The organism is Neobacillus thermocopriae (genome assembly GCF_010975035.1).
In the GTDB taxonomy this organism is placed as follows: Bacteria; Bacillota; Bacilli; order Bacillales; family Cytobacillaceae; genus Neobacillus; species Neobacillus thermocopriae.
Genome location: NZ_JAAIUV010000004.1, coordinates 162,291 through 186,406, shown reverse-complemented (window position 1 = coordinate 186,406; position 24,116 = coordinate 162,291). Strand labels below are relative to the sequence as shown.

At 39.0% G+C, this 24,116-nt stretch carries 18 protein-coding genes and 1 other annotated feature; of the genes, 15 read left to right on the top strand and 3 right to left on the bottom strand.

Translation table 11 applies throughout. The annotated features are described in order from the left end of the window. Positions 1-170 precede the first annotated feature (170 nt). The 13 genes from G4Z05_RS04545 (at position 171) to G4Z05_RS04485 (ending at position 17,137) form a co-directional block, all read left to right on the top strand. Complete coding sequence (locus G4Z05_RS04545; RefSeq protein WP_163250663.1) at positions 171-1,316, top strand: exonuclease SbcCD subunit D; 1,146 nt, start codon at positions 171-173, stop codon at positions 1,314-1,316. Beyond that, positions 1,313-4,450 carry an AAA family ATPase gene (locus G4Z05_RS04540; RefSeq protein WP_163250662.1) on the top strand — a complete coding sequence of 1,046 codons (3,138 nt, stop codon included), beginning with the start codon at positions 1,313-1,315 and terminating at the stop codon, positions 4,448-4,450. Before G4Z05_RS04545 ends, G4Z05_RS04540 begins: the two co-directional genes overlap by 4 nt. Positions 4,451-4,584: 134 nt before the next feature. Next, positions 4,585-6,489 (top strand): selenocysteine-specific translation elongation factor, encoded by a 1,905-nt coding sequence (gene selB, locus G4Z05_RS04535; protein WP_163250661.1) that lies wholly within the window; start codon positions 4,585-4,587, stop codon positions 6,487-6,489. Between the two features lie 314 nt (positions 6,490-6,803). After that, positions 6,804-7,628 carry a M55 family metallopeptidase gene (locus G4Z05_RS04530; RefSeq protein ID WP_163250660.1) on the top strand — a complete coding sequence of 275 codons (825 nt, stop codon included), beginning with the start codon at positions 6,804-6,806 and terminating at the stop codon, positions 7,626-7,628. Positions 7,629-7,640: 12 nt separating this feature from the next. Then, entirely contained in the window at positions 7,641-8,573 is a 933-nt protein-coding gene (locus G4Z05_RS04525) for an ABC transporter permease (RefSeq protein ID WP_163250659.1), read from the top strand. Continuing rightward, positions 8,573-9,526 (top strand): ABC transporter permease, encoded by a 954-nt coding sequence (locus G4Z05_RS04520; RefSeq protein WP_163250658.1) that lies wholly within the window; start codon positions 8,573-8,575, stop codon positions 9,524-9,526. Before G4Z05_RS04525 ends, G4Z05_RS04520 begins: the two co-directional genes overlap by 1 nt. Before the next feature lie 4 nt (positions 9,527-9,530). Continuing rightward, positions 9,531-10,529, top strand: coding sequence for an ABC transporter ATP-binding protein (locus G4Z05_RS04515; RefSeq protein ID WP_163250657.1), 999 nt, complete (start codon positions 9,531-9,533; stop codon positions 10,527-10,529). A gap of 27 nt (positions 10,530-10,556) precedes the next feature. After that, on the top strand, positions 10,557-12,185 hold the full coding sequence (locus G4Z05_RS04510; RefSeq protein ID WP_163250656.1) for a peptide ABC transporter substrate-binding protein: 1,629 nt from the start codon (positions 10,557-10,559) through the stop codon (positions 12,183-12,185). A gap of 213 nt (positions 12,186-12,398) precedes the next feature. Then, positions 12,399-13,322, top strand: coding sequence for a S66 peptidase family protein (locus G4Z05_RS04505; RefSeq protein WP_163250655.1), 924 nt, complete (start codon positions 12,399-12,401; stop codon positions 13,320-13,322). A 13-nt stretch (positions 13,323-13,335) separates the two neighbouring features. Then, positions 13,336-14,436: a dipeptide epimerase gene (locus G4Z05_RS04500; protein WP_163250654.1), complete on the top strand. Its 1,101-nt coding sequence runs from the start codon at positions 13,336-13,338 to the stop codon at positions 14,434-14,436. Further along, positions 14,429-15,337 carry a C40 family peptidase gene (locus G4Z05_RS04495; RefSeq protein ID WP_163250653.1) on the top strand — a complete coding sequence of 303 codons (909 nt, stop codon included), beginning with the start codon at positions 14,429-14,431 and terminating at the stop codon, positions 15,335-15,337. The genes G4Z05_RS04500 and G4Z05_RS04495 overlap by 8 nt, the downstream gene beginning before the upstream one ends. Before the next feature lies 1 nt (position 15,338). Further along, positions 15,339-16,352, top strand: coding sequence for an ABC transporter ATP-binding protein (locus tag G4Z05_RS04490; protein WP_163250652.1), 1,014 nt, complete (start codon positions 15,339-15,341; stop codon positions 16,350-16,352). Between the two features lie 2 nt (positions 16,353-16,354). Further along, the gene (locus G4Z05_RS04485; RefSeq protein WP_163250651.1) at positions 16,355-17,137 is read left to right on the top strand and encodes a serine hydrolase; all 783 of its coding nucleotides are present in this window, start codon (positions 16,355-16,357) and stop codon (positions 17,135-17,137) included. Positions 17,138-17,395: 258 nt separating this feature from the next. Here G4Z05_RS04485 and G4Z05_RS04480 read toward each other — a convergent pair whose 3' ends face one another. The 3 genes from G4Z05_RS04480 to G4Z05_RS16600 form a co-directional block, all read right to left on the bottom strand. Then, positions 17,396-20,545: an MMPL family transporter gene (locus tag G4Z05_RS04480; protein WP_163250650.1), complete on the bottom strand. Its 3,150-nt coding sequence runs from the start codon at positions 20,543-20,545 to the stop codon at positions 17,396-17,398. A gap of 4 nt (positions 20,546-20,549) precedes the next feature. Next, the gene (locus tag G4Z05_RS04475) at positions 20,550-21,011 is read right to left on the bottom strand and encodes a MarR family winged helix-turn-helix transcriptional regulator (RefSeq protein ID WP_163250649.1); all 462 of its coding nucleotides are present in this window, start codon (positions 21,009-21,011) and stop codon (positions 20,550-20,552) included. 162 nt (positions 21,012-21,173) lie between these two features. After that, complete coding sequence (locus G4Z05_RS16600; protein WP_276207625.1) at positions 21,174-21,302, bottom strand: hypothetical protein; 129 nt, start codon at positions 21,300-21,302, stop codon at positions 21,174-21,176. A 171-nt stretch (positions 21,303-21,473) separates the two neighbouring features. Beyond that, positions 21,474-21,692 (top strand) — a binding site (T-box leader). An 85-nt stretch (positions 21,693-21,777) separates the two neighbouring features. On the opposite strand from G4Z05_RS16600, the gene proS reads away from it, so the two are divergent. Beyond that, the gene (proS, locus tag G4Z05_RS04470) at positions 21,778-23,208 is read left to right on the top strand and encodes a proline--tRNA ligase (protein WP_163250648.1); all 1,431 of its coding nucleotides are present in this window, start codon (positions 21,778-21,780) and stop codon (positions 23,206-23,208) included. 355 nt (positions 23,209-23,563) lie between these two features. Beyond that, positions 23,564-24,085 carry a GNAT family N-acetyltransferase gene (locus G4Z05_RS04465; protein ID WP_163250647.1) on the top strand — a complete coding sequence of 174 codons (522 nt, stop codon included), beginning with the start codon at positions 23,564-23,566 and terminating at the stop codon, positions 24,083-24,085. Positions 24,086-24,116: the final 31 nt, after the last annotated feature.

Here is a 24,116-nt window from a genome sequence, read left to right as displayed (position 1 = left end):
ACTTTAGGATCCGAATAGGTACACGACGATTCCAAGAGAAACCCCAACTATTCAAAAACTATCCCCCTATCAAAGAGCAAAAACTGTCAACCAATCCAAGTCCAGAGCCAATAGTATTTTGCTATAATAGTAGTAATAAAAAACGCAGTACTTGAGAAGGAGTGCAGTAGATGAAATTTATCCATACGGCCGACTGGCACCTCGGAAAGTTAGTTCACGGTGTTTACATGACGGACAGCCAGCAGGAAGTACTTCATCAATTTGTTGATATCGTTGCAGAAGAGAAACCGGATGCTGTTATTATCGCAGGGGACCTTTATGATCGTTCTGTCCCGCCAACTGATGCGGTGGAATTACTAGATGAAATCCTTTTCAAAATCAATGTGGAATTAAAAACACCAGTCATGGCGATTGCTGGGAATCATGACAGTGCCGAGCGTTTATCATTTGGAAGCTCCTGGTACAAACACAGTCAATTGTATTTAGCTGGAAAATTAACGAACAGTTTTACTCCCATTCAAATTCAGGGAGTTAATTTTTACATGGTTCCTTATGCAGAGCCGGGTGTTGTCCGCCAGCTATTAGAGGATGAATCCATACACTCCCATCAAGATGCGATGAAGGCGTTGATTGGAAAAATCGAAGAAACATTCAATCCCAATGAACCGAATGTCTTCATTGGGCATGCCTTCGTTTTGGGAGGAAAAACGTCAGATTCTGAAAGGGTATTATCCGTTGGAGGGTCAGGTTGTGTCGGTGTCGAATTGTTCGAGCCGTTTTCTTATACAGCCCTTGGTCATCTCCATAGCCCTGATGCGATCCATCATTCTAAAGTGAAATATTCCGGATCTCTACTAAAATATTCTTTTTCTGAAGCGAAACAAAAAAAGTCGATATCCATTATTGAAATGGATGAAAAAGGAAATTTTTCTCATCGATATCGCTCGCTCCATCCTACTTACGATATGAGGGAAATAGAAGGATATTTAGAAGAGTTGCTGGATCCCCAATTTTACGAAAAGGAACGAACCCATGATTATTTAAAAATCACGTTGCTCGATGAAGGGGCATTAATCGACCCAATGAATAAACTGCGCCAAGTTTATCCGAACGTTTTGCATCTAGAAAAGAAAATCGATTTAACGGATGTAAGAAAAAAAGACTCCTACCATGTTATTCGTAGTAAGAAAAAATCGGAAATCGAATTATTTGAACAATTTTATTCGGAAATGACGACCGCCGAATTTACGCTTGAAAAAAGAGAAGCGATGGCCGAAATCATTGAAAAGGTTCTGAAAGGGGTGGAAGAAAGGTGAGACCATTGAAATTAACAATGAAAGCGTTTGGCCCCTATGCTAAAACAGAGACGATTGATTTCACCAGGCTTGGAAACAGAACCATGTTCGTTATCTCAGGAAAAACTGGCTCCGGTAAAACAACTATTTTCGATGCGATTAGCTATGCCATTTATGGTAAAGCAAGTGGTGAAGACCGAAATGGCCCTGAACTTCGAAGCCAGTTTGCTAGTGACGATCTGTTGACAGAAGTTTCCCTAGAATTTTCCTTAAAAAATAAGGTGTACTTCATTACTCGGTCACCTCAACAATTAAAAAAGAAGGAAAAAGGGGAAGGTTATACACAAATTGGAGCAAAAGCGGAATTATATGTTTTAGGACCGAATGGGGAAAAACAGCTCCTTGCTTCAAAGATTCATGATGTAGAGGAAAAAATTAAAGAAATCATGTTAATTGATGCCAACCAATTTAGGCAAATTCTCATGATTCCTCAAGGGGAATTTCGAAAACTATTAATTGCTGATAGTAAGGATAAAGAAGCCATACTCCAACGACTTTTCCATACCCAGTTATATAAAAGGATAGAGGAAAGACTGAAGGATGAAGCAACGGAATTGAAGAAATCCGTTGAGGACCAGGTGAAGGCAAGAAATGAAGCCCTTCGCCGAATTCAGGCGGTGACAAATGAAGAACTGAAAAGATACTTGGAGGAAGAAAGTGACAATGATGCGTTGATTTTACCGCTTCTGAAAGAAGAAATTACCGCCATGGGAGAACAATTGGAACAGCTAAATGCCCAATTGAAAGAGAAGGAGAAGGAACAAGACCGTTTAAAGGCACAACTTTTTGAGGCGGAAGAAATTCTCAAACAGCTACAAAAGAAAGAGGAATTAAAGAAACGAAAAACTTGGCTTGAATCCCAGAAAGATATTTTTTCCGTTAAAGAAAAGCAAGTTCAATTGGCACAAAAAGCGGCCCTATTAGCAAAGCAAGAAGAACTTTGCCATCGATTGAAAGGAGAATCGGATCGTCTAGGCAGTTTGGTTTCATCTATACAAAAGGAAATTGAGCTAGCTAAAGGTCAGAAAAATCATTATGAACTTCTTCTGAAACAGGAACAAGAGCGGGAAGAGGAACGACAAGCAGCTCTTGCAGAGGTAAACAGGCTCATACATATGAAAGAGGATGTGTACTCTTTTTCCGCTTTGGTAAAAGAAACGGCAAATGTAGAGGCCGACTTACATGAAGCAAAAGCGAAACTGTTGCAGTCAGAATCAAACCTTGAACAATTGGAACAGCGATTCAAACATCTCCAGAATCAAAAAGAGGAAATTGAAAAAGGACAGCTTATCTATGTTCGAAATGAACAACAACTTGAAAAATGGCAATCAGAGTTGGACCGTCTTGAAAAATATGAAATATTACTTAGTCGATACAAAAATTCGAAGCAAAATCTAGAGGAGATTACAGGTCGTTATGAAAATACTGTGAGAAATTTAAATGATGCAAAGGCCTTAGTGAACGATCTCGAGCAAAAATGGCTTCATGGCCAGGCCTCCATTTTAGCATCCAAACTTCAGGAGGGTGCCCCATGTCCTGTTTGTGGGTCTGAAAACCATCCACTACCAGCCATAGAGCAGTCAGGAAAGGTTCCATCCGAGGAAGACATGAAAGCTGCCAAGGCTCAGGTTTTAAAATGGGAACAAGAAAAATCGACAGATGAAGCAAAGCTTTATCAATGTCAGTCAGCCGAGAAAACGGACTGGGAAGCATTAGAAGAGAAATTACAGGAAATTCGTGCCTTTAAAGCAGATTTTACAGAAAGTGAATTACCGGACTTGAAGATGCAAATTGCTTCTGAGAGAAATACCCTCCTTGTTGGGCAGAAAAAATTAGAAGTACAAATCAAGCAATTAGATGGAATTAAAACGGAAATCGAGAAATGTGAAAGGGAAATTCAAGTTGGTCAAAGTAAAAAGCAACAATTGGCGGATCAAGTGACTGATTTGACGGTACAATTTACGGAAAAAAGAACAAACCTTTCAAGGATGATGAACGTCATACCAGAAAATCTTCGTTCTGAAGCTGAATATGAAAAAGCTCTCGCACAATCCAAACGAAAATATGAAACATTAATCAAACAATTCGAGGATGTACAAAAGGGACTTCAGAACGCGAATGAGAAATTAGCGGCAGAACTAGCGAGATTTACTGACGCTGAAAAGAACTATCATGAAAAACAGCAAGAATTGAAAGCAGAGCGAGAAATTTTTAAGAATATGCTTTCAGAGCAAGGATTTGAGAATTATAGTAATTATGCTTCTTCTAAACTCTCAGAGAGTGAAATCCAAACCCTTGAAAATGAAATTCGCACATATCGGGAAGAATTACGTTCTGTTTCTGACCGATTGAGTGAGATGACAGAACAGCTTGCCAATGTGAAAACACCAAATATCGAAGAGGGAAAACGTAAATTGGCTCAACTTCAAGAGGAAATGGAAGCATTAAATCAACAATGGACAACCCTATTTGTGAAGAAAAGGGATAATGAAGAAATTTATGCGCGGATCGAGAACTTGAATGCAAGCATGAAAGCTTTAGAAGAACGATATAGCTTAATAGGCCATCTTTACGAGATTACTAGAGGACAAAATCATTTCCGCATTACCTTTGAACGATATGTACTAGCGGCATTTTTAGATGATATTTTACATGAAGCCAATCATCGCTTGCGGAAAATGACCTCAGGAAGGTACCAACTTATCAGGAAAAAAGACCGTGCGAAAGGGAATGCACAAAGTGGATTGGAATTATTAGTGTTTGATCAATATACCGGTCAAAAACGCCATGTGAAAACATTATCAGGCGGAGAAAGCTTTAAGGCATCATTATCCCTTGCATTGGGGCTAGCGGATGTCGTCCAAAATTATGCCGGTGGTGTCTCGTTAGAAACGATGTTTATCGATGAAGGTTTTGGCACCCTTGATCCAGAGTCATTGGAACAGGCCATTGAAGCGTTAATGGATATTCAAAGTAGCGGACGTTTGGTCGGAATTATCTCCCACGTTCCGGAATTAAAAGAACGAATGGATGCTAGACTTGAGGTGATCGCTGGGCAAACTGGTAGTAGAACGGAATTTGTGTTTACAAATTGATCGCAGTGGACAAAATGCTCCACTGCTTTTTTTGATAAATTGCTAGTAGAGGACATCTTTGTACATCCCCTGTTTCTTTTTGATATTTTTTCGGCTTGAACAGACATTCTATTCAAGCTACATTAAAGGAGAAGATGTTGAAGAAGGTGGCAAGTTTGGAAAAAAGATATTTTACTATTGGTATGGCGGGGCATATCGATCATGGAAAAACCACCCTCACCAAAGCCTTAACTAATGTGGATACAGATCGTCTAAAGGAAGAAAAAGAACGGCAAATCTCTATTGAACTTGGATTTGCACCATTATATGAAGATGATGAAATTCAAATATCTGTGATCGATGTTCCTGGACATGAACGTTTTATTCGGCAAATGATTGCCGGAGTGGCTGGAATCGATTTAGTGGTGCTTGTCGTGGCAGCAGATGAAGGAGTCATGCCGCAAACGAAAGAGCATCTTGATATTTTAAAATTCCTCGGTGTGAAAAATGGGATCGTTGCGATAACGAAAATCGACCGGGTGGATGAGGACTGGATGGAGCTAGTAAAAGAAGATATTGCCAAAGAGTTAACGGGTACCGTATTTGAGGATGCACCATTTGTTCTTGTTGATAGCCTTTCTAAAAAAGGAATAGAGAAACTGAAACAACTCATTATCCGCACTTTAAAGGACCAAGACATGCGTGATGTAAAAGGGGCTTTTCGACTCCCGATTGACCAAGTGTTTACAGTAAAAGGCCAAGGCACGGTTGTTCGAGGTACTGTTTATGAAGGAACGGTAGAAGAAGGGCAGACACTAACAATCCTACCAAAGGGATTGGACGTCAAAGCTCGTCAAATCCAAGTCCATCATCAACCAGCGCAAATGGCCTTTGCTGGACAGAGGGCAGCCATTAATCTTTCAGGTGTTTCTAAAGAAGAACTCGAGCGTGGTGATGTCCTTGTTTCTTCAGAACACTTTATTGTTACGAAAATGATAGATGTTGTGATTAGGGTAGTAGATAAGTTGCAACACCCGATAAAACAGAGAATGCCAGTCAAACTTCATATTGGCACTGCAGAAGTAATGGGGCGGATTGTTTTTTTTGACCGAAATGAAGTAATCGATGAGAAGGGGGAAATTCTTTGCCAACTACGTCTAGACGAAGAAATTGTAACCAAACGAGGGGACCGCTTTATATTAAGGAGACCCACTCCAGTAGAGACGCTAGGAGGGGGATGGGTCATTGATCCAAGAGGGAAAAAATATCGTTTCGGAAATCAAACCATTGAAGAATTGGAGAAGAAAAAAGTTGGAGCTCCGAAGGAACGAATAACTAGTGCCCTTTTAGAGGCAAAAAGTCTGTCGGTATCAGATTTAATCAAACGGACAGCACTAGATGAAGAAACATTAGTCGCACATTTAAAAATGGATAAAGATTTCCTTTTATATAATGAAAGAGAATATACCCTTTGGGAGGTTGTATATTCAATCAAAGAAGATCTTTTTGATCGATTACAGGATTACCATCAAAAATATCCTATGAAAACAGGAATGAATAAGGCAGAGTTACTACAATCCATGCAGAAACATTACCCCATTTCATTACTTGAATTTGTGATAAATAATGGAATTTCAAACCAAGAATTAAACCGGAAAGAACAATATGTATCCATTGCGAGCTTTACTCCTCATATACCTCAAAATTGGTCAAAACGGACAAATCAATTGCTCGAGGAACTAAAAAACGATGGGTTAAAAGTCCGGCCCTTTAAGGACTATTTAACTGCAGCAGGGATTCCAGAACGGATGGAACATGATTTGCGACACTTCTTGGAAGAACAAAAACTTATCATTATGCAGGAAGACCCATTTGCCTATCATGAAGAGATATTCAGTCAAGCCATCGCAATACTAAAAAGTCGAACAGGTCCAGAGTTTGAAGTAGGTGATGCAAAGGAAATACTTCAACTCTCAAGGAAATACATGATTCCGTTTTTAGAAAAATTAGATGCCATCGGCTTGACAAAACGCATGGAAAACAAACGTATATGGAGATAATTTGAAATGCCTCTATCCAACGAATGGACGGAGGCTTTTTTCTTTTGATTCCAAAATTTTAGGATAACTTAATCGGCTTGGATGAGTTCTGTAAAACGTGTGCAATGTTTTTCGATCCCCGTTCCTAAAAGCATGGAATGATACGATAGTTGGGCTATTTAATATTCCTCACTTTATAAAACGAATGGGTAAAAAAACTAGAAAAATATAATTCAAAATATTCATTTAAAATTAAATTTTAGGAAAAATTTGAATAATATAGTAAAATAGTCTATAATATTTAGAAAATAGAAATAAATGAGAGGAGGAAAGGAATGAAAATTTATATTTCGGTAGATATGGAAGGGATTACCGGGCTAGTGGACCATACTCATGTGGACTCAAGTAAGCATAATTATGAACGCAGCAGAATGATTATGACTGATGAGGCCAATGAGGTTATAACCACTGCTTTTGAAATGGGTGCGAAGGAAGTGATCGTAAATGACAGCCACTCTAAGATGAACAATTTATTAATTGAACGTCTTCATCCAGAAACACAGCTAATTAGTGGGGATGTAAAGCCATTTTCAATGGTCCAAGGATTAGATGGAACATTTGATGGTGCGATTTTTACAGGTTATCATGCCCGGGCCGGACAAAAAGGTGTAATGACACATTCGATGATTTTTGGGGTTCGCAACATGTACATAAATGATGTTCCGATTGGGGAGCTTGGGTTGAATGCATATGTAGCGGGATATTTTGGAGTACCAGTCATCATGGTGGCCGGTGATGATTGCGTGGCGAAAGAGGCCGAGCAACTCATTCCCAATGTGACGACAGCTGTAGTGAAAGAAGCGATTTCCCGGTCTGCTGCTAAGTCCTTAACCCCAGCGAAGGCTGGACAACTCCTTAGAGAGAAAACTGCTCAGGCAATAAAAAACCGTCATTTAGTAAAACCGCTTACTCCTCCTGAACGACCACTCTTAAGTATTGAATTTACGAATTATGGTGAAGCCGAATGGGCGGCATTAATGCCAGGGGCAGAAATCATCCCAAACACCACGATGGTCCGCTTTCAGGCAAAAGATATATTGGAAGCCTATCAGGCGATGTTGGTGATGGTCGAATTAGCGATGAGAACAACTTTCTGTTAGGAAGTGGACGACATGAAAAGCTATTTGATTAAACGATTGATTGCCATGATTATTACATTATGGCTGATCATTACTGGAACCTTTTTTTTAATGCATTCGGTGCCAGGTTCTCCATTTAATGAAGAAAGGACGACAAATGAAGCGATTCAAAAAAACCTAGAAGCCTATTATCAATTGGACAAACCATTATTCGTCCAATATGTGAATTATTTAAAATCGCTTGTGCAATTCGATCTCGGTCCTTCCATCAAGAAATCGTCACAGACGGTCAATGACTTACTAGGACGAGGATTTCCGGTTTCTTTTGAACTTGGTCTTTATACACTTATTTTGGCCATTATATCTGGTATTACCCTTGGCGTATTAGCAGCCCTTCGACATAACGGCATTATTGACTATCTAGCTATGACCATTGCCGTCCTTGGAATTTCCATTCCAAACTTTGTTATGGCTACCTTATTAATTCAACAGTTGGCGGTAAACATCCCAATATTTCCAGTGGCTACCTGGGCAAGTCCGAAACATATGGTTTTGCCAATCTTGGCATTGGCAACCGGTCCAATGGCGATCATCGCACGACTTACGAGAACAAGTATGCTAGAAGTGCTCACCCAGGACTATATTAAAACCGCGAAAGCGAAAGGGCTCTCACCTGTAAAAATTGTTTTTAAGCACGCTTTACGAAACGCCCTGTTACCTGTCGTTACCGTTTTAGGATCTTTAGCAGCAAGCATCCTCACTGGAACGTTTGTCATTGAGAAAATATTTGCGATCCCTGGGATGGGTAAGTATTTTGTTGACAGTATCAATAATCGTGATTATCCGGTTATCATGGGAACAACGGTTTTCTACAGCGCCATTTTAATTGTTATGTTGTTCTTAGTTGACTTAGCCTATGGATTATTAGATCCACGTATCAAGCTTCATAAAAAGGAGGCGAAATAATGGAATTACGGAAACAAGAAACACGAAATATTTCGCCTGAGATTCCAGATGAATGGTTTGTTCCCATCAACAAAAACAAACTCGAGTCAGAATCTGTCGTTCGACCTAGTTTATCCTATTGGAAAGACTCATGGCATCGATTGTTAAAAAATAAGCTGGCCATGGCAGGATTGTTTTTTTTAATTGCATTGACCCTCATGGCTATTTTCGGACCTATGTTATCTCCCCATTCCGTGGAAACACAAAGATTAACAGAACAAAATTTGCCTCCTTCAAGTAAATATTGGTTTGGGACCGATGATCTAGGTCGCGATGTTTTTACACGAACATGCTATGGCGCTCGGATCTCTTTATTTGTCGGTATCATGGCGGCATTGATTGATTTTGTTATTGGGGTGGTTTATGGCGGTATTGCCGGTTACAAAGGAGGCCGGATTGATAACTTCATGATGAGATTTGTGGAAATCCTTTATGGACTTCCTTATTTACTAGTTGTCATTCTTGTCATGGTTGTCATCGGTCCAGGTTTAACCACAATTATTCTCGCCCTTTCGATCACAGGATGGGTGGGGATGGCAAGGATTGTTCGAGGACAAGTGCTGCAAATTAAAAATTATGAATTTGTTCTTGCTTCGAAAACATTCGGAACGAAAACATCAAGGATCATTCGAAAAAATTTGCTACCTAATACAATGGGACCTATTATTGTCCAAATGACGTTAACTATTCCGTCCGCCATTTTTGCTGAAGCTTTTTTAAGTTTTATTGGACTTGGAATCCAAGCGCCGCATGCAAGCTGGGGTGTAATGGCTAATGACGGATTATCTACGATTCTATCAGGATATTGGTGGAGATTGTTCTTCCCAACCTTGTTCATTTCATTAACCATGTTTGCATTTAACGTATTAGGTGATGGGCTGCAGGACGCCTTGGATCCGAAATTAAGGAGGTAGCAGCATGGAAAAAATCCTTCAAGTAAAAGACCTTCATGTTAGCTTTACAACCTATGGAGGTGTTGTACAGGCTGTCCGGGGAGTCAGCTTTGATTTACATAGGGGAGAAACGTTAGCTATCGTTGGTGAATCCGGCTGTGGAAAAAGCGTGACCTCGCAAAGTATCATGAGGCTGATTCCAGAACCACCAGGAAAAATCAAAAGCGGACAAATCTTTTTGAAAGGGATGGATTTAATTCAATTAAAAGAACCAGAACTAAGGAAAATCCGAGGAGCCAATATATCGATGATTTTCCAAGACCCAATGACGGCATTAAACCCAACGATTACGATCGGTGAGCAAATCATGGAAGGGATCCTGCAACATAAGAATATTTCCAGGGAACAGGCAAAGAAAGCAGCGCTTGAAATGCTCCATCTCGTTGGAATATCAAATCCGGAAATTAGACTGAAACAATATCCACACCAATTTAGTGGTGGAATGCGGCAGCGAATTGTCATTGCAATGGCACTCGTATGTCAGCCAGATGTCTTAATTGCTGATGAACCGACAACGGCTCTTGATGTGACCATTCAAGCACAAATATTGGAATTGTTCCGTGATATTCAGAAGAAAACCGGAGTATCTATCATTTTGATTACCCATGATTTGGGAGTAGTAGCCCAAGTGGCCGATCGAATTGCCGTTATGTATGCAGGCAGGATTGTTGAAATAGGAACAAGAAGGGAGATCTTTTACCAACCGCAACATCCATACACAAAAGGATTGCTTCAATCGGTTCCGCGCTTGGATGTGGAAGGAGCTGAGCTTGTTCCAATACCGGGAACACCTCCAGATTTATTTTCACCTCCAAAAGGCTGTGCTTTTGCAGCTCGTTGCCCATATGCGATGGAGGTGTGTGAAAAAGTGTACCCGTTTGAAACGAGTTTAAGTCATCACCATTACGTGAATTGCTGGCTTCAAGACGTACGGGCAAAAGCATTGGTATCATCCAATCATTAACATTACGATTAAAAAAGGGGGAAAATGATGAAAAAGTTAATTTCACTTGTAGCCGTTGTCATGATGGTGTTTGCTCTTGTTGCATGTACAGCAAACAAAGATGCCGGAAGCGAGCCGCAGAAGGAAGGGAAGGATGGAAAGAAAAAGAGCGAAAAAGTTTTGTATTTAAATAATGGCCAAGAGCCAACCTCTTTTGACCCACCAATCGGTTTCGATGCGGTTTCTTGGAATGCGTTAAACAATCTAATGGAAGGGTTAACCCGATTGGATGAAAATCATGAGCCACAGCCTGCCATAGCTGAAAAATGGGATGTTTCTGAAGATGGTAAAACCTATACTTTTCATATTCGAAAAGAGGCGAAATGGTCCAATGGTGATGAGGTAACGGCCAATGATTTCGTCTACGCATGGAAGAGGTTATTAGATCCTAATACTGGTTCTCCAGCAGCCTTCTTAGCGTATTTCATTGAAGGTGGAGAAGCTTATAATATGGGTACTGGTTCTGCAGAAGATGTAAAGGTGAAGGCAGTAGATGAAAAGACATTTGAAGTTACTTTAATAAGCCCACAAGCCTATTTCTTAAGTGTCATTTCAAACCCATGTTTCTTCCCCATCAATGAAAAAGTAGCGAAAGAAAATCCAGAATGGTTTGCCGAAGCCGATACTTTTGTTTCAAATGGTCCATTCAAATTGGCTGAGTGGAATCATGACAGTGATTTTACAATGGTGAAAAACGATCAGTATTGGGATGCGAAAAATGTCAAGCTGGATAAAGTCCATTGGGCAATGGTGAGCGATCCAAATACAGAATATCAAATGTATACAACAGGGGAGTTAGATACATCTGACGTACCGGCAGAACTTGCAGACAAGTTATTTGCTGAAGGTAATGTCAAAATAGAAGACCAAGCTGGTCAATACTTCTATCGTTTTAATGTAACAATGGAGCCATTCCAAAACAAAAACATTCGTAAAGCATTTGCCTTAGCCGTTGACCAAAAACAAATGGTTGAACTTGTTACAAAAAATAAAGAAAAGCCTGCTTATGGATTTGTTTCCTATGGATTCAAAGATCCTTCTGGTAAGGACTTCCGTGAAACGAATGGAGATTTAATAAAAACAGATGTGGAAAAAGCAAAAGAACTTCTGAAAAAAGGGATGGAAGAAGAAGGATATACGAAACTCCCTGAAGTTACTTTAACTTATAACACATTGGAATCCCATAAGAAAATTGCTGAAGCACTACAACAAATGTTTAAAGAAAATTTAGGGGTGGATGTCAAACTTGCCAATATGGAAAGCAGTGTATTTGCCTCTGAACAAAAAGCATTAAAATTCCAACTATCACGCAGTTCTTTCCTAGCTGATTATGCTGACCCAATTAACTTCTTAGAGAACTTTGTTACAGGATCACCGATGAACCGTACCGGCTGGAGCAATGCTGAATTTGATCAATTGATTAAAGAGGCGAAGATGGAAAAAGATGAAAAGAAACGTTATGAAATGATGTATAAAGCAGAAAAGATTTTAATGGATGAAGCGCCAATTATCCCAATCCATTTCTACAATCAAGTTTATTTACAAAATAAAGATGTAACAGGTATCGTTCGTCATCCGGTTGGATATTTAGAATTAAAATGGGCGGATAAAAAATAAACTAGTAAAAGGGATGTTCATCAGGAACATTCCTTTTCTCCTAAGTTAAGAAAATATCTTTTCAACATGGAGATAGGTAAAGCGTAAGTTCCCTAGTGACAAGACATTGTCACATTTCAATTCAGAATCAAGAATTCGTTGGAGAGGTGATGGTCCTATCCGCTGATTAGGGGCTTACGCTTATCTGATAAAAACATGAAATGGGGTTTTTTCATGAGTATAGTAAAGCCAAGTCGGTTGAAAAAAGGAGATTTCGTTGGAATTATTGCCCCGGCAAGTCCGCCCAATTTAGAAAATCTTGAGCGGGGAATTCTTTTTTTAAAAGGTTTAGGTTTAAAAGTAAAATTAGGAAAAAACGTTAAGAACATTAATGGGTATTTAGCCGGTACTGACGAAGAAAGAGTAGAAGATTTACATGAAATGTTTTTAGATCAGGAGGTAAAAGCCATTATTTGTGCCTGTGGGGGATACGGTACAGGTAGATTGGCTAAAAAGTTAGAATTCGAAATCATTAAGAAAAATCCAAAAATATTTTGGGGATACAGTGATATAACGTTCTTACATACGGCCATCTATCAAAAAACAAGACTCGTAACCTTTCACGGACCTATGCTTGGGTCCGATATTGGCAAAGAAGATACACACCCACTTTCCAAAGAAGGATTTCTACAATTATTTGAGCAACGAAAGCTAGACTATACGGAACAATTATCTCTATTAAAAGTGGTGGTTGAAGGGAAAGCCAGTGGCCCCATCATTGGCGGCAATCTTTCCCTCTTAGTAAGTACATTGGGTACACCATTTGAGGTTGATACAAAAGGAAAGTTGCTATTAATTGAGGATATTAATGAGGAGCCACGTGCGGTGGACCGGATGTTGAACCAACTTTATTTGGCTGGAAAACTACAGGAGGCAAACGGAATAATCATTGGTGATTTTTGTGATTGTACTCCAAAAAGAGAACTATCTTTATCGCTTGAAGAAGTGATCAATCATTATATGAAATTAGCTAATAAGCCTGCAATCGGAGGATTCCAGATTGGGCATTGTAACCCACATATTTCCATTCCTTTAGGCGTTCATGCAGAAATGAATACATTCGAAAAAAGACTGGTTGTCGAAAGCGGCATCCTGTGAAGGACGGATACAAATGAAAGTGGAACGAATCGAAACTTATAGAGTAGCTGTACCTCTTGCTAAACCATTCAAAACGGCTCTAAGAACAGTGACGACAGCAGAATCTATCATTGTAAAAATTATCTGTGATAATGGGATAATCGGCTGGGGAGAAGCCCCTCCGACCATTGTCATTACAGGTGATAGTCTACAATCGATTGAATCAGCGATCCAACACGTTATCAAACCATTTTTAGAAAAGAAAAATCTATTAAACTATGAGTCAATTTTTCAGGAACTTAAAACCATTCTCATTGGCAATTCAAGTGCAAAGGCTGCCATCGATATGGCTGTATATGATTGTATTTCCCAATATTGCCGCCTGCCTCTTTATCAATTTCTTGGTGGACATAAGAGTAAAATGGAGACGGATTTCACCGTAAGTGTCAATGATCCGAAAGAAATGTCAGAGGACGCAGTATCTTATATTCAACAAGGCTTTAATGTACTAAAGGTGAAAGTGGGAAAAGATGATATTTCAAGGGATCTTGATCGGATTCGAGAAATTAGAAACCGGGTTGGTAACCAAATAAAAATCCGTCTCGATGCGAATCAAGGGTGGACGGCTAAGGATGCCATCCGTGCGATTCGGAAAATGGAAGATAGCGGACTTGAAATCGAGTTGGTGGAGCAGCCTGTTAAAGCAGATGATTTAGAGGGATTAAAACAGGTGACTGACCATGTGGATACCTTAATCATGGCAGATGAAAGTGTTTTTTCACCAAAACAGGCATTTCAAGTATTGAAAACAAGAAGTGCTGACTTGATTAATATTAAGCTGATGAAGGCCGGAGGTATTTATCAAGCACAGATCATTAATCAAATGGCAGAAATATGTGGAGTGGAATGCATGGTAGGAAGCATGATTGAAACTCGTCTCGGAATCACAGCTGCTGCCTATTTTGCTGCTAGTAAGAAAAATATTACACGATTTGATTTTGATGCTCCTCTCATGTTGGCGAAAGATATAGTAGAAGGTGGCATTCATTATCAAGGAAGGTTGATCACTTTTTCAGATGAAGCTGGTCTTGGGATTAAAAATGTAGAGTTAGAAGGAGGGGGGTCAAATGGATAAACGGCTCGTCAATGTATCGGTAGCAACGGTCTGGACCCATTACGATTCAGCGAGAGAAATCGATGTGGATGCCATTACAAATCCAGTACAAATCGATCGTTGGTTATCGAAATTATCCTATGAAAGTAGATTAGGATTATGTGAAGACAATCTAGTGCAAACCCAAGTTTTATTCGGCCAGGAGGTATTGGTCATTGAAGAGAAGAATGGTTGGGCTCATATTATTGTACCTGAGCAGCCTTCCTCGAAAAATGAATTAGGATACCCAGGCTGGATGCCGACATGTCAGTTGAAAAAACGACCAGAAAATTGGAATTTGAATACTGGACCGGTTGCGGTGGTCAATAAACCGAAAGCCCGATTATCGCAAAAGATGGAACTCTCATACCAGACGGTTCTCCCATTATTAAAGGAAAACGATCAACAAGTCGTCGTTCAAACACCTGAGGGTACGGGGATATTGGATAGGAAACAAGTGGCCGTATATGAATCTTTAACAGCTAGATTTCAAGGAACAGGCAGCGACATTGTTGCTTCCGGCAAACAATTTCTCGGTCTTCCATACCTATGGGGAGGTATGAGTAGTTATGGGTATGATTGCTCTGGTTTCAGTTATTCCATGTGTAAAGCCAATGGTTATACCATTCCCCGAGATGCTTCTGATCAAGCAATGGCTGGTAAAGCGATTCCTTTATCCAATATTGAACCTGGTGATTTACTGTTTTTTGCCTATGAGGAAGGGAAAGGGAGAATCCACCATGTCGGAATTTACTATGGAGAAGGAAAGCTTCTTCATTCCCCTAACACAGGAAAATCCATTGAAATCATACCATTAGCTGGAACCATCTATGAAAAAGAATTATGTGCTGCACGACGCTATTGGCGAGAGACGGGGGAGTAATATGGAAAAGGAAGTATTATTGAAAGTAACGAATTTGAAGAAGCATTTTCATTTGGGGAAAAATGAAATATTAAAGGCAGTAGATGGGATATCTTTTCATATCTATAAAGGAGAAACATTTGGGATTGTCGGCGAGTCTGGTTGTGGAAAATCTACAGCAGGTAGAACAATCATCGGTCTTTATGATCGGACAGATGGTGAAGTCATTTTTAACGGAAAAAATGTTCATACTCTTACGAAAAAAGAACGATTTTCTTTTCATCGGCAAATGCAAATGATTTTTCAAGACCCTTACGCATCATTAAACCCAAGGTCGACAGTCAGTGAGATTATTTCCGAGCCAATGGAAGTTCACGGATTATTTCCGAATAAACAAGAACGATTGCAACGAGTGTACCAGTTATTAGAGGATGTTGGTCTACATAAGGATCATGCCAATCGCTATCCACATGAATTCAGCGGCGGCCAACGACAAAGAATTGGTATCGCCCGTGCGCTCGCTTTAGACCCCGAATTTATTATTGCAGATGAACCCATTTCTGCGTTAGATGTGTCTGTCCAAGCTCAGGTAGTCAATTTGTTGAAGCGGCTTCAAAGAGAAAAAGGATTGACGTATTTGTTTATTGCTCATGATTTATCAATGGTGAAACAAATAAGCGATAGAATAGGGGTTATGTATTTAGGACAGATGGTTGAGCTTACTTCAAGCAGTGAACTGTATCGAAATCCAATGCACCCTTATACTCAAGCACTCTTATCGGCCATCCCCATTCCTGATCCAGATGTGGAAGACCAGCGTGAACGGATTATTTTAAAGGGAGAGCTACCAAGTCCGATTAACCCGCCAAGCGGCTGTGTGTTTCGAACACGCTGTCCAGTGGCAATGGATATTTGTGCAACCAAAAAACCTGATTGGAAAGAAATGGGGAATAACCACTATGTGGCTTGCCATCTTTATGAAAAAAATAAGACTTGGGGTTCAGATTATTCTCAAGTGGCAGTAACGAGGAAGTAAAGATGAATTGGAAAGAAAAAATAACCAAAGAACTAGTGGACTTTAAGGGAAGAGTGGGAGTGGCTATTGAAATCGAAAACGAACGATACGAGTTTCATAGTGAGGAAGTGTTTCCTTCCGCAAGTGTCATTAAAGTCCCTATTTTAATGGAGTGCCTGAAACAGAGCGAACATGGAAACATAGATGTAGATGAATTCATAAAGATTACGGAAAGGACAGGCGGCTCTGGCGTGATACAAGCCCTTTCTACAAATCTCTCTTTGACCATTAAAGATCTTATGACCTTAATGATCACCGTTTCTGATAATACTGCTACGAATATGCTCATTGATTTCGTTGGAATGGATCCTATTAATCGGACAATGGAAGAACTTGAACTTCATACAACAAGACTTCAACGGAAAATGATGGACTTTGCCGCCAAGGAAAAAGGTTTGGATAATGTGACAAGTCCAAGTGATATGGTGAAATGTTTAAAGATCATTCATGAAGGGGATTTTCTATCTGCAAACAGCCGAAGAATGGCACTAGATATCCTGCATTTTCAACAGTTCCATGACAAACTTCTAGCCATGATAGACACGGATAAGGTGTTTACAGCTAACAAAACGGGCAGTTTGCCAAATGTCGAAAATGATTGTGCCATTTTAAAAGTGGGAAGTAAAACTGCCTATGTGGCAATATTAACCGATAAGCTTTCAGATCCGTATGAAGCCAGACAAGTCATAAGTAGAATAGGTAAACATATTTATCATGAAATAACAAGAAAAGCGGAAGCAACCTGATTAGCGACGCATAACAGCTATCGCTTTCGATCGGGCGAGATTTTGCTGCCGAAACCTTCCTTGTGGGGGCACTCCGACTGAGGTAAAGGAAATACGATGAACTGAATGGTGTATCGATGGTGACTGGTAGGGAAGAGAGTAAAAGCGTCTCGTCATCGGGTGATAGAGTAAATTTTTCTCCAATTCGAACTAAAAAAAGGACCGGCTGAATGTGCCGGTCTTTTACTTTTATAATCCGTTTCTAGTATTTATATAAATTTAAGAATTTTGCTTTACAAATGGCCACCAGTTGGCTTTACCAAAAGTTTTTACCATGACTGGAACAAATAAAGGAAGAACGATTAAAGCATATAAAGCTAAACCAATTAAGAGAATAGTAGCAATTTGAAGCAATGACAACACACCAGATGGCATCATGGCCGCAAAAGTTCCGCCTAAAATGACGGCCGCTGAAATAATGACAGAGCCCATCTTTTTCATGGATTCTAAAATGGCTTGTTCTACAGGTAGCTCCCGATATTCATTGAAACGGTCCATTAAGAAGATACTATAGTCAATACCAAGTGCTACTAAAATGACAAATGCAAAAAATGGTACGGCCCAGCTAATACCGGTATATCCTAACCAATTGACAAATATGACTTCTGAAATCGACATGGACGTATAGTAGGTTAGAATTAATGATCCAATTAAATAAATCGGCATGATGAGGGAACGAAGTAAAACGATTAAAATAAGGAAAATCCCTGCAAGCATTAACACAACAGTTCTTGAATAATCTTCTTTGGAGATGATATCCAGATCATTATGCATACTGGATATACCGCCGACAGCCACTTTGGCATTTTCTAACTTCGTATCCTTTACAGCCCTGTTCACTGCTTCTTTAATATCGGAGATGCGTTTGATGGCATCATTCGAATAAGGGTTTTTATTAAATATAACATCCACCGTCATCACTTTTCGGTCTTTAGATAAATAGGCATCGAACACTTGCTGAAAATCCTTGTTATTTAGCATTTCCTCAGGAAGATAAAAACCATTTCGCTCTTGCTTAGAAACGTTTGTCAAATAATCTTGAGCAGAGTTTAATCCATCAGAAACTTGATTTAATCCATTAACACTTTGGGATAAACCATCAGATAACTGAGTGATTTGGCTGCCCATAGATTCAAAACCTTTAAGAAGTTCTTGTTGGCCCATCTTCATGTCGTCTAATCCTTCGGTGAATTGAGGCATATTGGAGACAATTTCCCCTTGGCCATTGCCCATTGTTTCTAAGCCTTTCTCTAGTTCTTCTAGTCCATGAACAAATTTCTCCATTTCCGTAATTAATTGTTGATGACCGGAAGTGAGTTTTGAAAATTCACGATTGGCCGTAGCAATACCATTTTGTACAGCTTCCAACTGTGTATTTAACATTCTTAGGCCTTCTGCAAGTTGTTTTACTCCTAATTGGGCTCCAGGTAAATTAGAATTACCTGGTACTCCAATAATCGTCATTTTGATGGTTTGATAGTTTTGGTTTGTCACAATGTCTGGATACTCTGATTCCAGATTGGCAAAACGAGAGTCTAAAGAAGCTAGGCTCTGATGTAATTGTTCTACTTTTTCTGCAACACCTTCATATTGAGTTTTCAGTAATTGAATGCCTTTTTCTGTCTGTTGATATCCTTCTTGTAATTGTTTGCTTCCATCTAGAATTTGTTGAGAAGCAGCCTTGATTTCTCCAAATCCAGCTTTTAATTGGCTCGTTCCACTGGAACTTTGAATCAACCCATTTTGAATGTCCGCTAGATATCCTTGTACCTCAGTTAAACCATCTTTGAGTTGGGCAGTGCCTGATATTAATTGGTTTATCCCGTTTGTGGCTTCTTTCATTTTTGGCTGATTGGCTATCATTTGATTGCTTGCTTCAGCCAAGCCATCACGTATTTGTTTGATTCCATCATTCCCTTGGTCTAAACCATCATTTAAGGTTTCAACCTGTTTGGAAATATACATTTCATCAATCGGATCGCCAGTAGGACGGGTAAGGGAACGAACAGTTTTTACGCTATCCACTTTTTCTAATTCTTGACTAATATTTTCAGTGATGGCCAAATATTCAGAAGAATCCATTTCATCATCATTTTTAATGACAATTTGTGTTGGCATGGAATCGCCAGGTCCAAATGAATCTGAAATGATGTTAAATCCTTTGATGGAAGGATAGTCATCCCCAATTTCTTCAAGTGAGTTAAATGATAATTGGCCTTTATAAGTTACTAAGAAGGGGACTGAAACAGCCGCAACGATTAGAAACGCAATCAAAGGTCGTTTGAGCGAGAAGTTGCCTATATATCCCCAAGGTTTATTGTCTGCATGTTCTAATTTTCCTTTAGATGGAAAGAACAATTTCTGACCGAGAACGGCCATGAAAAAAGGAACGATGGTAACGAGTGCGAGTAATAAAAGTGCCACTCCAACTGCAACCGCGGCTGCAGATTTGTATAACTGGAAGGTTGAAAAACCAATAGAAGCAAATCCAATTAAAACAGCAATCCCACTAAAAAATACCGTTTTTCCAGCCGTTCGGTAGGTTGTGACGATCGCTTCCGTAATACTTTCATTTTTCGAGAGCTCTTCTTTAAAACGGCTTAACAGCAAAATACAATAATCGGTTCCGATCCCGAAGAGGACGGCGACTAAAAAAATTTGAGTAAAAGTCGAAAGAGGGAAATCGACTTTATCCACTAATATCGCAACGATGGATTGGGCTGCTAAATAACTAAAACCGACGGTAATTAATGGAATAATGGGAGCAATAATGGAGCGGAAGACAAGCAATAAAACGACCAGAATGAAAATGATCGTAATCCCTTCCGTCTTTTTTACTCCTTCTTGTGAGTTCGTAACGAGATCTTCGCTAATAATCCAGCTTCCAGTATAATAATGATCAATGTCGTAATCTTTAATGGCCTCATTTAGGTCTTTAAGTATTTCTTTTGCTTCTCGCCCATTGGATGTCACCTGTAGTGAGACAAGAATCGTTTTGCCATCCTTTGATACAAGTTGATCCTTTAATTCTTCCTGTTGGAAATGGGTGAGTATTTCTGTAATTCCTAGTTTATCCTTTTGTTTTTGCAGTTCATTTACCGCTTTTTCTGCCTTTTTAAAATCATTCTCTGTCAGCTTTTTGTCATTATGGAATACGAGCGCGGTCTGAAGGTTACTTCCTTTATTTTCAGATGATTGGACATCTTTCAGGATTTTTTCAGCCAATGTGGAAGAGTATCCATCTGGTACCGAAATCTGTCCCTTTTCCCGGACAAGCGTTTCCATATTAGGAGCTGCCATGAATAACCCCACAATCACAACAATCCATGCGATCAGAACGAACCATTTTCCTCTAATTATCGCTCTCATGAGTTTATTCCTCCAGTTCCTCATTTTTCTTGTTTTCTAACACTTGAGCTAATTTTTCATAAGTATGGATAAATTGAGTGATTTCGGCTTCGTCAAATTGGGTGATAATAGATTCAACTAGTTGATGGATGTTTTCCTGTGCTTTTTGATAAAGCCCTTTTCCTTCCTCAGTTAATGTTAAGTAAACGACTCTCCGATCATTTTCATCTCGTGTTCTTTTGATCAGGCCTCTGTCCGTCATTCGGTTAATGATGGCCGTAATCGCACTTTTATTCACTTCAAATACTTCGGCTAATTCGGTGGAAGTACATTCTCCGGCCTGGTAAATGTATCTTAATACATAATGTTGGTCATTGGTTAATTCATTCCCCAGTTGACTTTTGATTAAATTCTCTGCTTTTTTATGAACTTGAAAGGAGAGACTAATATAGCGATCGATTAATTTTTGAATAGTTTGAACATCCAATGGAACACCCCTTTTCATCAATTTAGTTAAACTGTTGAACTATTCACCTATTAAACTATAAATCAAAGTGAAAATAGAGTCAATTATCAAACTACTAATTATATCCAATAAAAAACAAGCCAGTCGTGAAGGCTTGTTTATTGGTTTTGAATATAACATTTATTAATTTTCCTCTTTTTCCAGTACCCTTTTGTAGATGCGTTTTAAGGCTTCATTTTGCATGCGCAAATAATCCAGTAGTATTTGTTTCTCTTCTTCCTTATCGATATCGTTTTTTTCTTTTTCGCTCATGCAAGCCCTCCTATGAAATAGTATAAAAAGCATTTTATCGGATAGATTGGATAGAGGAAAGAGGTATGAATGATTTCTTATTTGGATAATATGATGGTAGGTAAAGAAAAATATTCCTCTATAGCAATTGACTTTTCGTAACGGGAAATATATAATTTTTTCAAAAATAATGTTGAAACAATGACGAGGATTAGTAAAATGAAGGCATCTTACCTAGAGAGGAAACCATTTGGTGGGAGGTTTCCTAAGATACTCATTTGAACCTGCCTCTGAGTTCTGTATCGGATAGTCATTTGAAGATACAAGCGGATCCAATCCGTTATCATGCCAAGTGTGTAAAGTGTAAGCTTTATGAATTTAGGGTGGTACCGCCAGACCTTGGTCCCTTTATAGGATCAAGGTCTTTTTATATGTTGTAGCGAAAACGCTACGTTGCTTGATTACAATCTAAAAGAAACAAAAATGAGGTGTCAAAATGGCTAAGGAATTTGTAAAAGATATAACAGCAATGGATGAAGACTTCGCGCAATGGTATACAGATGTTGTTACTAAAGCAGATTTAATTGATTATTCTAGTGTGCGCGGTTCCATGATTATCCGTCCATATGGCTATGCTTTATGGGAAAATATTAAGAATGAATTAGACCGCCGCATTAAAGAAACAGGTCATGAAAATGTCTACATGCCATTATTTATTCCAGAAAGCTTACTTCAAAAGGAAAAAGACCATGTAGAAGGATTTGCTCCTGAAGTGGCATGGGTAACCCAAGGTGGTTCCGAACCATTAGCTGAACGACTCGTTGTCCGTCCAACTTCGGAAGTTTTATTCTGTGAACATTATAAAAATATTATCCATTCGTATAGAGACCTGCCTAAATTGTATAATCAATGGGCCAATGTTGTTCGTTGGGAGAAAACAACTCGTCCATTCTTACGTACATTGGAGTTTTTATGGCAGGAAGGACATACGGCACATGCGACTGACGAAGAGGCGATGGAAGAAACGATTCGCATGCTCAATGTTTATGCCGATGTACTGGAAAACGTTCTAGCGATTCCGGTAGTAAAAGGACAAAAAACTGAAAAGGAAAAATTTGCTGGAGCCAAAGCGACATTTACAGTTGAGAGCTTAATGCATGATGGGAAAGCATTGCAGTCTGGTACTTCTCACCATTTTGGTACAGGTTTTGCTGAAGCATTTGGTATCCAGTACACAGACAAAGATGGGAAGCTTCAATATGTACACCAAACTTCATGGGGCTTCACAACTCGCGTAATCGGTGCTTTAATCATGGTTCACGGTGACGACCGAGGCTTAGTCATTCCGCCAAAAGCAGCACCAATTCAAGTAATGATTGTTCCAATTGCCCAACATAAAGAAGGAGTACTTGATTTTGCTTATGATTTGAAAAATTCATTGGCAAAAGTGGCACGTGTGGATATTGATGCTAGTGACAAAAAGCCAGGCTGGAAATTTAATGAGTATGAAATGAAGGGAATTCCAGTTCGCTTAGAGGTAGGACCAAAAGATATTGAAAACAAACAAGTGGTATTGGTCCGCAGGGATACGTTAGAAAAAGTAGTTGTTCCAATCGATCAATTAGAAGAAAAACTTGTTTCTCTACTAGATGAAATTCAATCCAATTTGTATAATAAAGCTCTGAAACATCGTGAAGAAAGAACTTCGGTTGCTTACACTCTAGATGAATTAAAAGAAACACTGGAATCAAAACCAGGCTTCATTAAGGCTATGTGGTGCGGCGAGTTAGCTTGTGAAGAGAAAATTAAGGAAGAAACAGGAGCTACTTCTCGTTGTATTCCTTTCGAACAAGAAAAATTAGCTGACCAATGTGTCTGCTGTGGAAAAGACGCTGACAAAATGGTTTATTGGGCAAAAGCGTATTAAACATATATAGATGAAGGTAACTAAATGAATGAAACATGCTGAGCCAAAAGGTACTAAAATATGACCTTTTAAGGCTCAGCATTTTTTTTTACATTTCATTGGGTATCAAAGATGGATTTTACGAGCTGACATTGGGAAGGGAAGGGTTTTTAAAAATGTCAAATACATAAAGATTAGAGTAAATATAGCAGATACCCTCATGATTTAGAATCGGCCTCTATTTTCTTATCCAATAATTATTGACCATCCTTCTGTCATTTTTCGTTGCTCTTTTCATTTTGGTAATATTTACAGGATTTTTATTTCATCATAGCGAATAACAATAAATATATAAAATTTGAGAAGGTGATTTTTAATGGAACAATTATCTCTCATTCGACCATCGATGGATTATGAATCTGAATATCTAGCATTTTATAATGAGTGGAAAGAAAGTGGGGAGGTGATGATCCCTACGGTAATCAATAAAGACCCTACCAATTTTCAAAATATGATTCAGTTTTTACTTGATTCCGAACAGGGTAAAAATCTTCCTGCCAATCGGGTTCCAGCTTCTACTTTCTGGTTAGTAAATGAAAAGAAAAAAGTGATTGGTGTTGTTAATATTCGCCATCAACTAACAGAAAGTTTATTCCATTCTGGGGGACATATTGGATATGGAATCCGTCCATCTGAGAGACGAAAAGGATATGCGACAAAGCTTTTATCTTTATCTTTGGAAAAAGCAAAAGAATTAGCTTTAGAAAAAGTACTTTTAGTCTGTGATGCCAAAAATATAGGTTCAGAAAAAACGATATTGAAAAATGGGGGGATTCCAGATAAAGATTTCATGAAAGAAGATGGAACAATCTTAAAAAGGTATTGGATTCATCTATAAACGGTAGATTTTTCAATTTTTTGACACTAAA

Excerpts from the sequence above, each read along its gene's own strand:
- G4Z05_RS04510 (WP_163250656.1), top strand. The coding sequence starts at position 10,557 with ATGAAAAAGTTAATTTCACTTGTAGCCGTTGTCATGATGGTGTTTGCT.
- G4Z05_RS04485 (WP_163250651.1), top strand. The coding sequence starts at position 16,355 with ATGAATTGGAAAGAAAAAATAACCAAAGAACTAGTGGACTTTAAGGGA.
- selB (WP_163250661.1), top strand. The coding sequence starts at position 4,585 with ATGTTGAAGAAGGTGGCAAGTTTGGAAAAAAGATATTTTACTATTGGT.
- G4Z05_RS04520 (WP_163250658.1), top strand. The coding sequence starts at position 8,573 with ATGGAATTACGGAAACAAGAAACACGAAATATTTCGCCTGAGATTCCA.
- G4Z05_RS04515 (WP_163250657.1), top strand. The coding sequence starts at position 9,531 with ATGGAAAAAATCCTTCAAGTAAAAGACCTTCATGTTAGCTTTACAACC.
- G4Z05_RS16600 (WP_276207625.1), bottom strand. The coding sequence starts at position 21,302 with ATGAGCGAAAAAGAAAAAAACGATATCGATAAGGAAGAAGAGAAACAA.
- G4Z05_RS04505 (WP_163250655.1), top strand. The coding sequence starts at position 12,399 with ATGAGTATAGTAAAGCCAAGTCGGTTGAAAAAAGGAGATTTCGTTGGA.
- G4Z05_RS04480 (WP_163250650.1), bottom strand. The coding sequence starts at position 20,545 with ATGAGAGCGATAATTAGAGGAAAATGGTTCGTTCTGATCGCATGGATT.
- G4Z05_RS04495 (WP_163250653.1), top strand. The coding sequence starts at position 14,429 with ATGGATAAACGGCTCGTCAATGTATCGGTAGCAACGGTCTGGACCCAT.
- G4Z05_RS04490 (WP_163250652.1), top strand. The coding sequence starts at position 15,339 with ATGGAAAAGGAAGTATTATTGAAAGTAACGAATTTGAAGAAGCATTTT.
- G4Z05_RS04545 (WP_163250663.1), top strand. The coding sequence starts at position 171 with ATGAAATTTATCCATACGGCCGACTGGCACCTCGGAAAGTTAGTTCAC.
- G4Z05_RS04465 (WP_163250647.1), top strand. The coding sequence starts at position 23,564 with ATGGAACAATTATCTCTCATTCGACCATCGATGGATTATGAATCTGAA.
- proS (WP_163250648.1), top strand. The coding sequence starts at position 21,778 with ATGGCTAAGGAATTTGTAAAAGATATAACAGCAATGGATGAAGACTTC.
- G4Z05_RS04525 (WP_163250659.1), top strand. The coding sequence starts at position 7,641 with ATGAAAAGCTATTTGATTAAACGATTGATTGCCATGATTATTACATTA.
- G4Z05_RS04500 (WP_163250654.1), top strand. The coding sequence starts at position 13,336 with ATGAAAGTGGAACGAATCGAAACTTATAGAGTAGCTGTACCTCTTGCT.
- G4Z05_RS04530 (WP_163250660.1), top strand. The coding sequence starts at position 6,804 with ATGAAAATTTATATTTCGGTAGATATGGAAGGGATTACCGGGCTAGTG.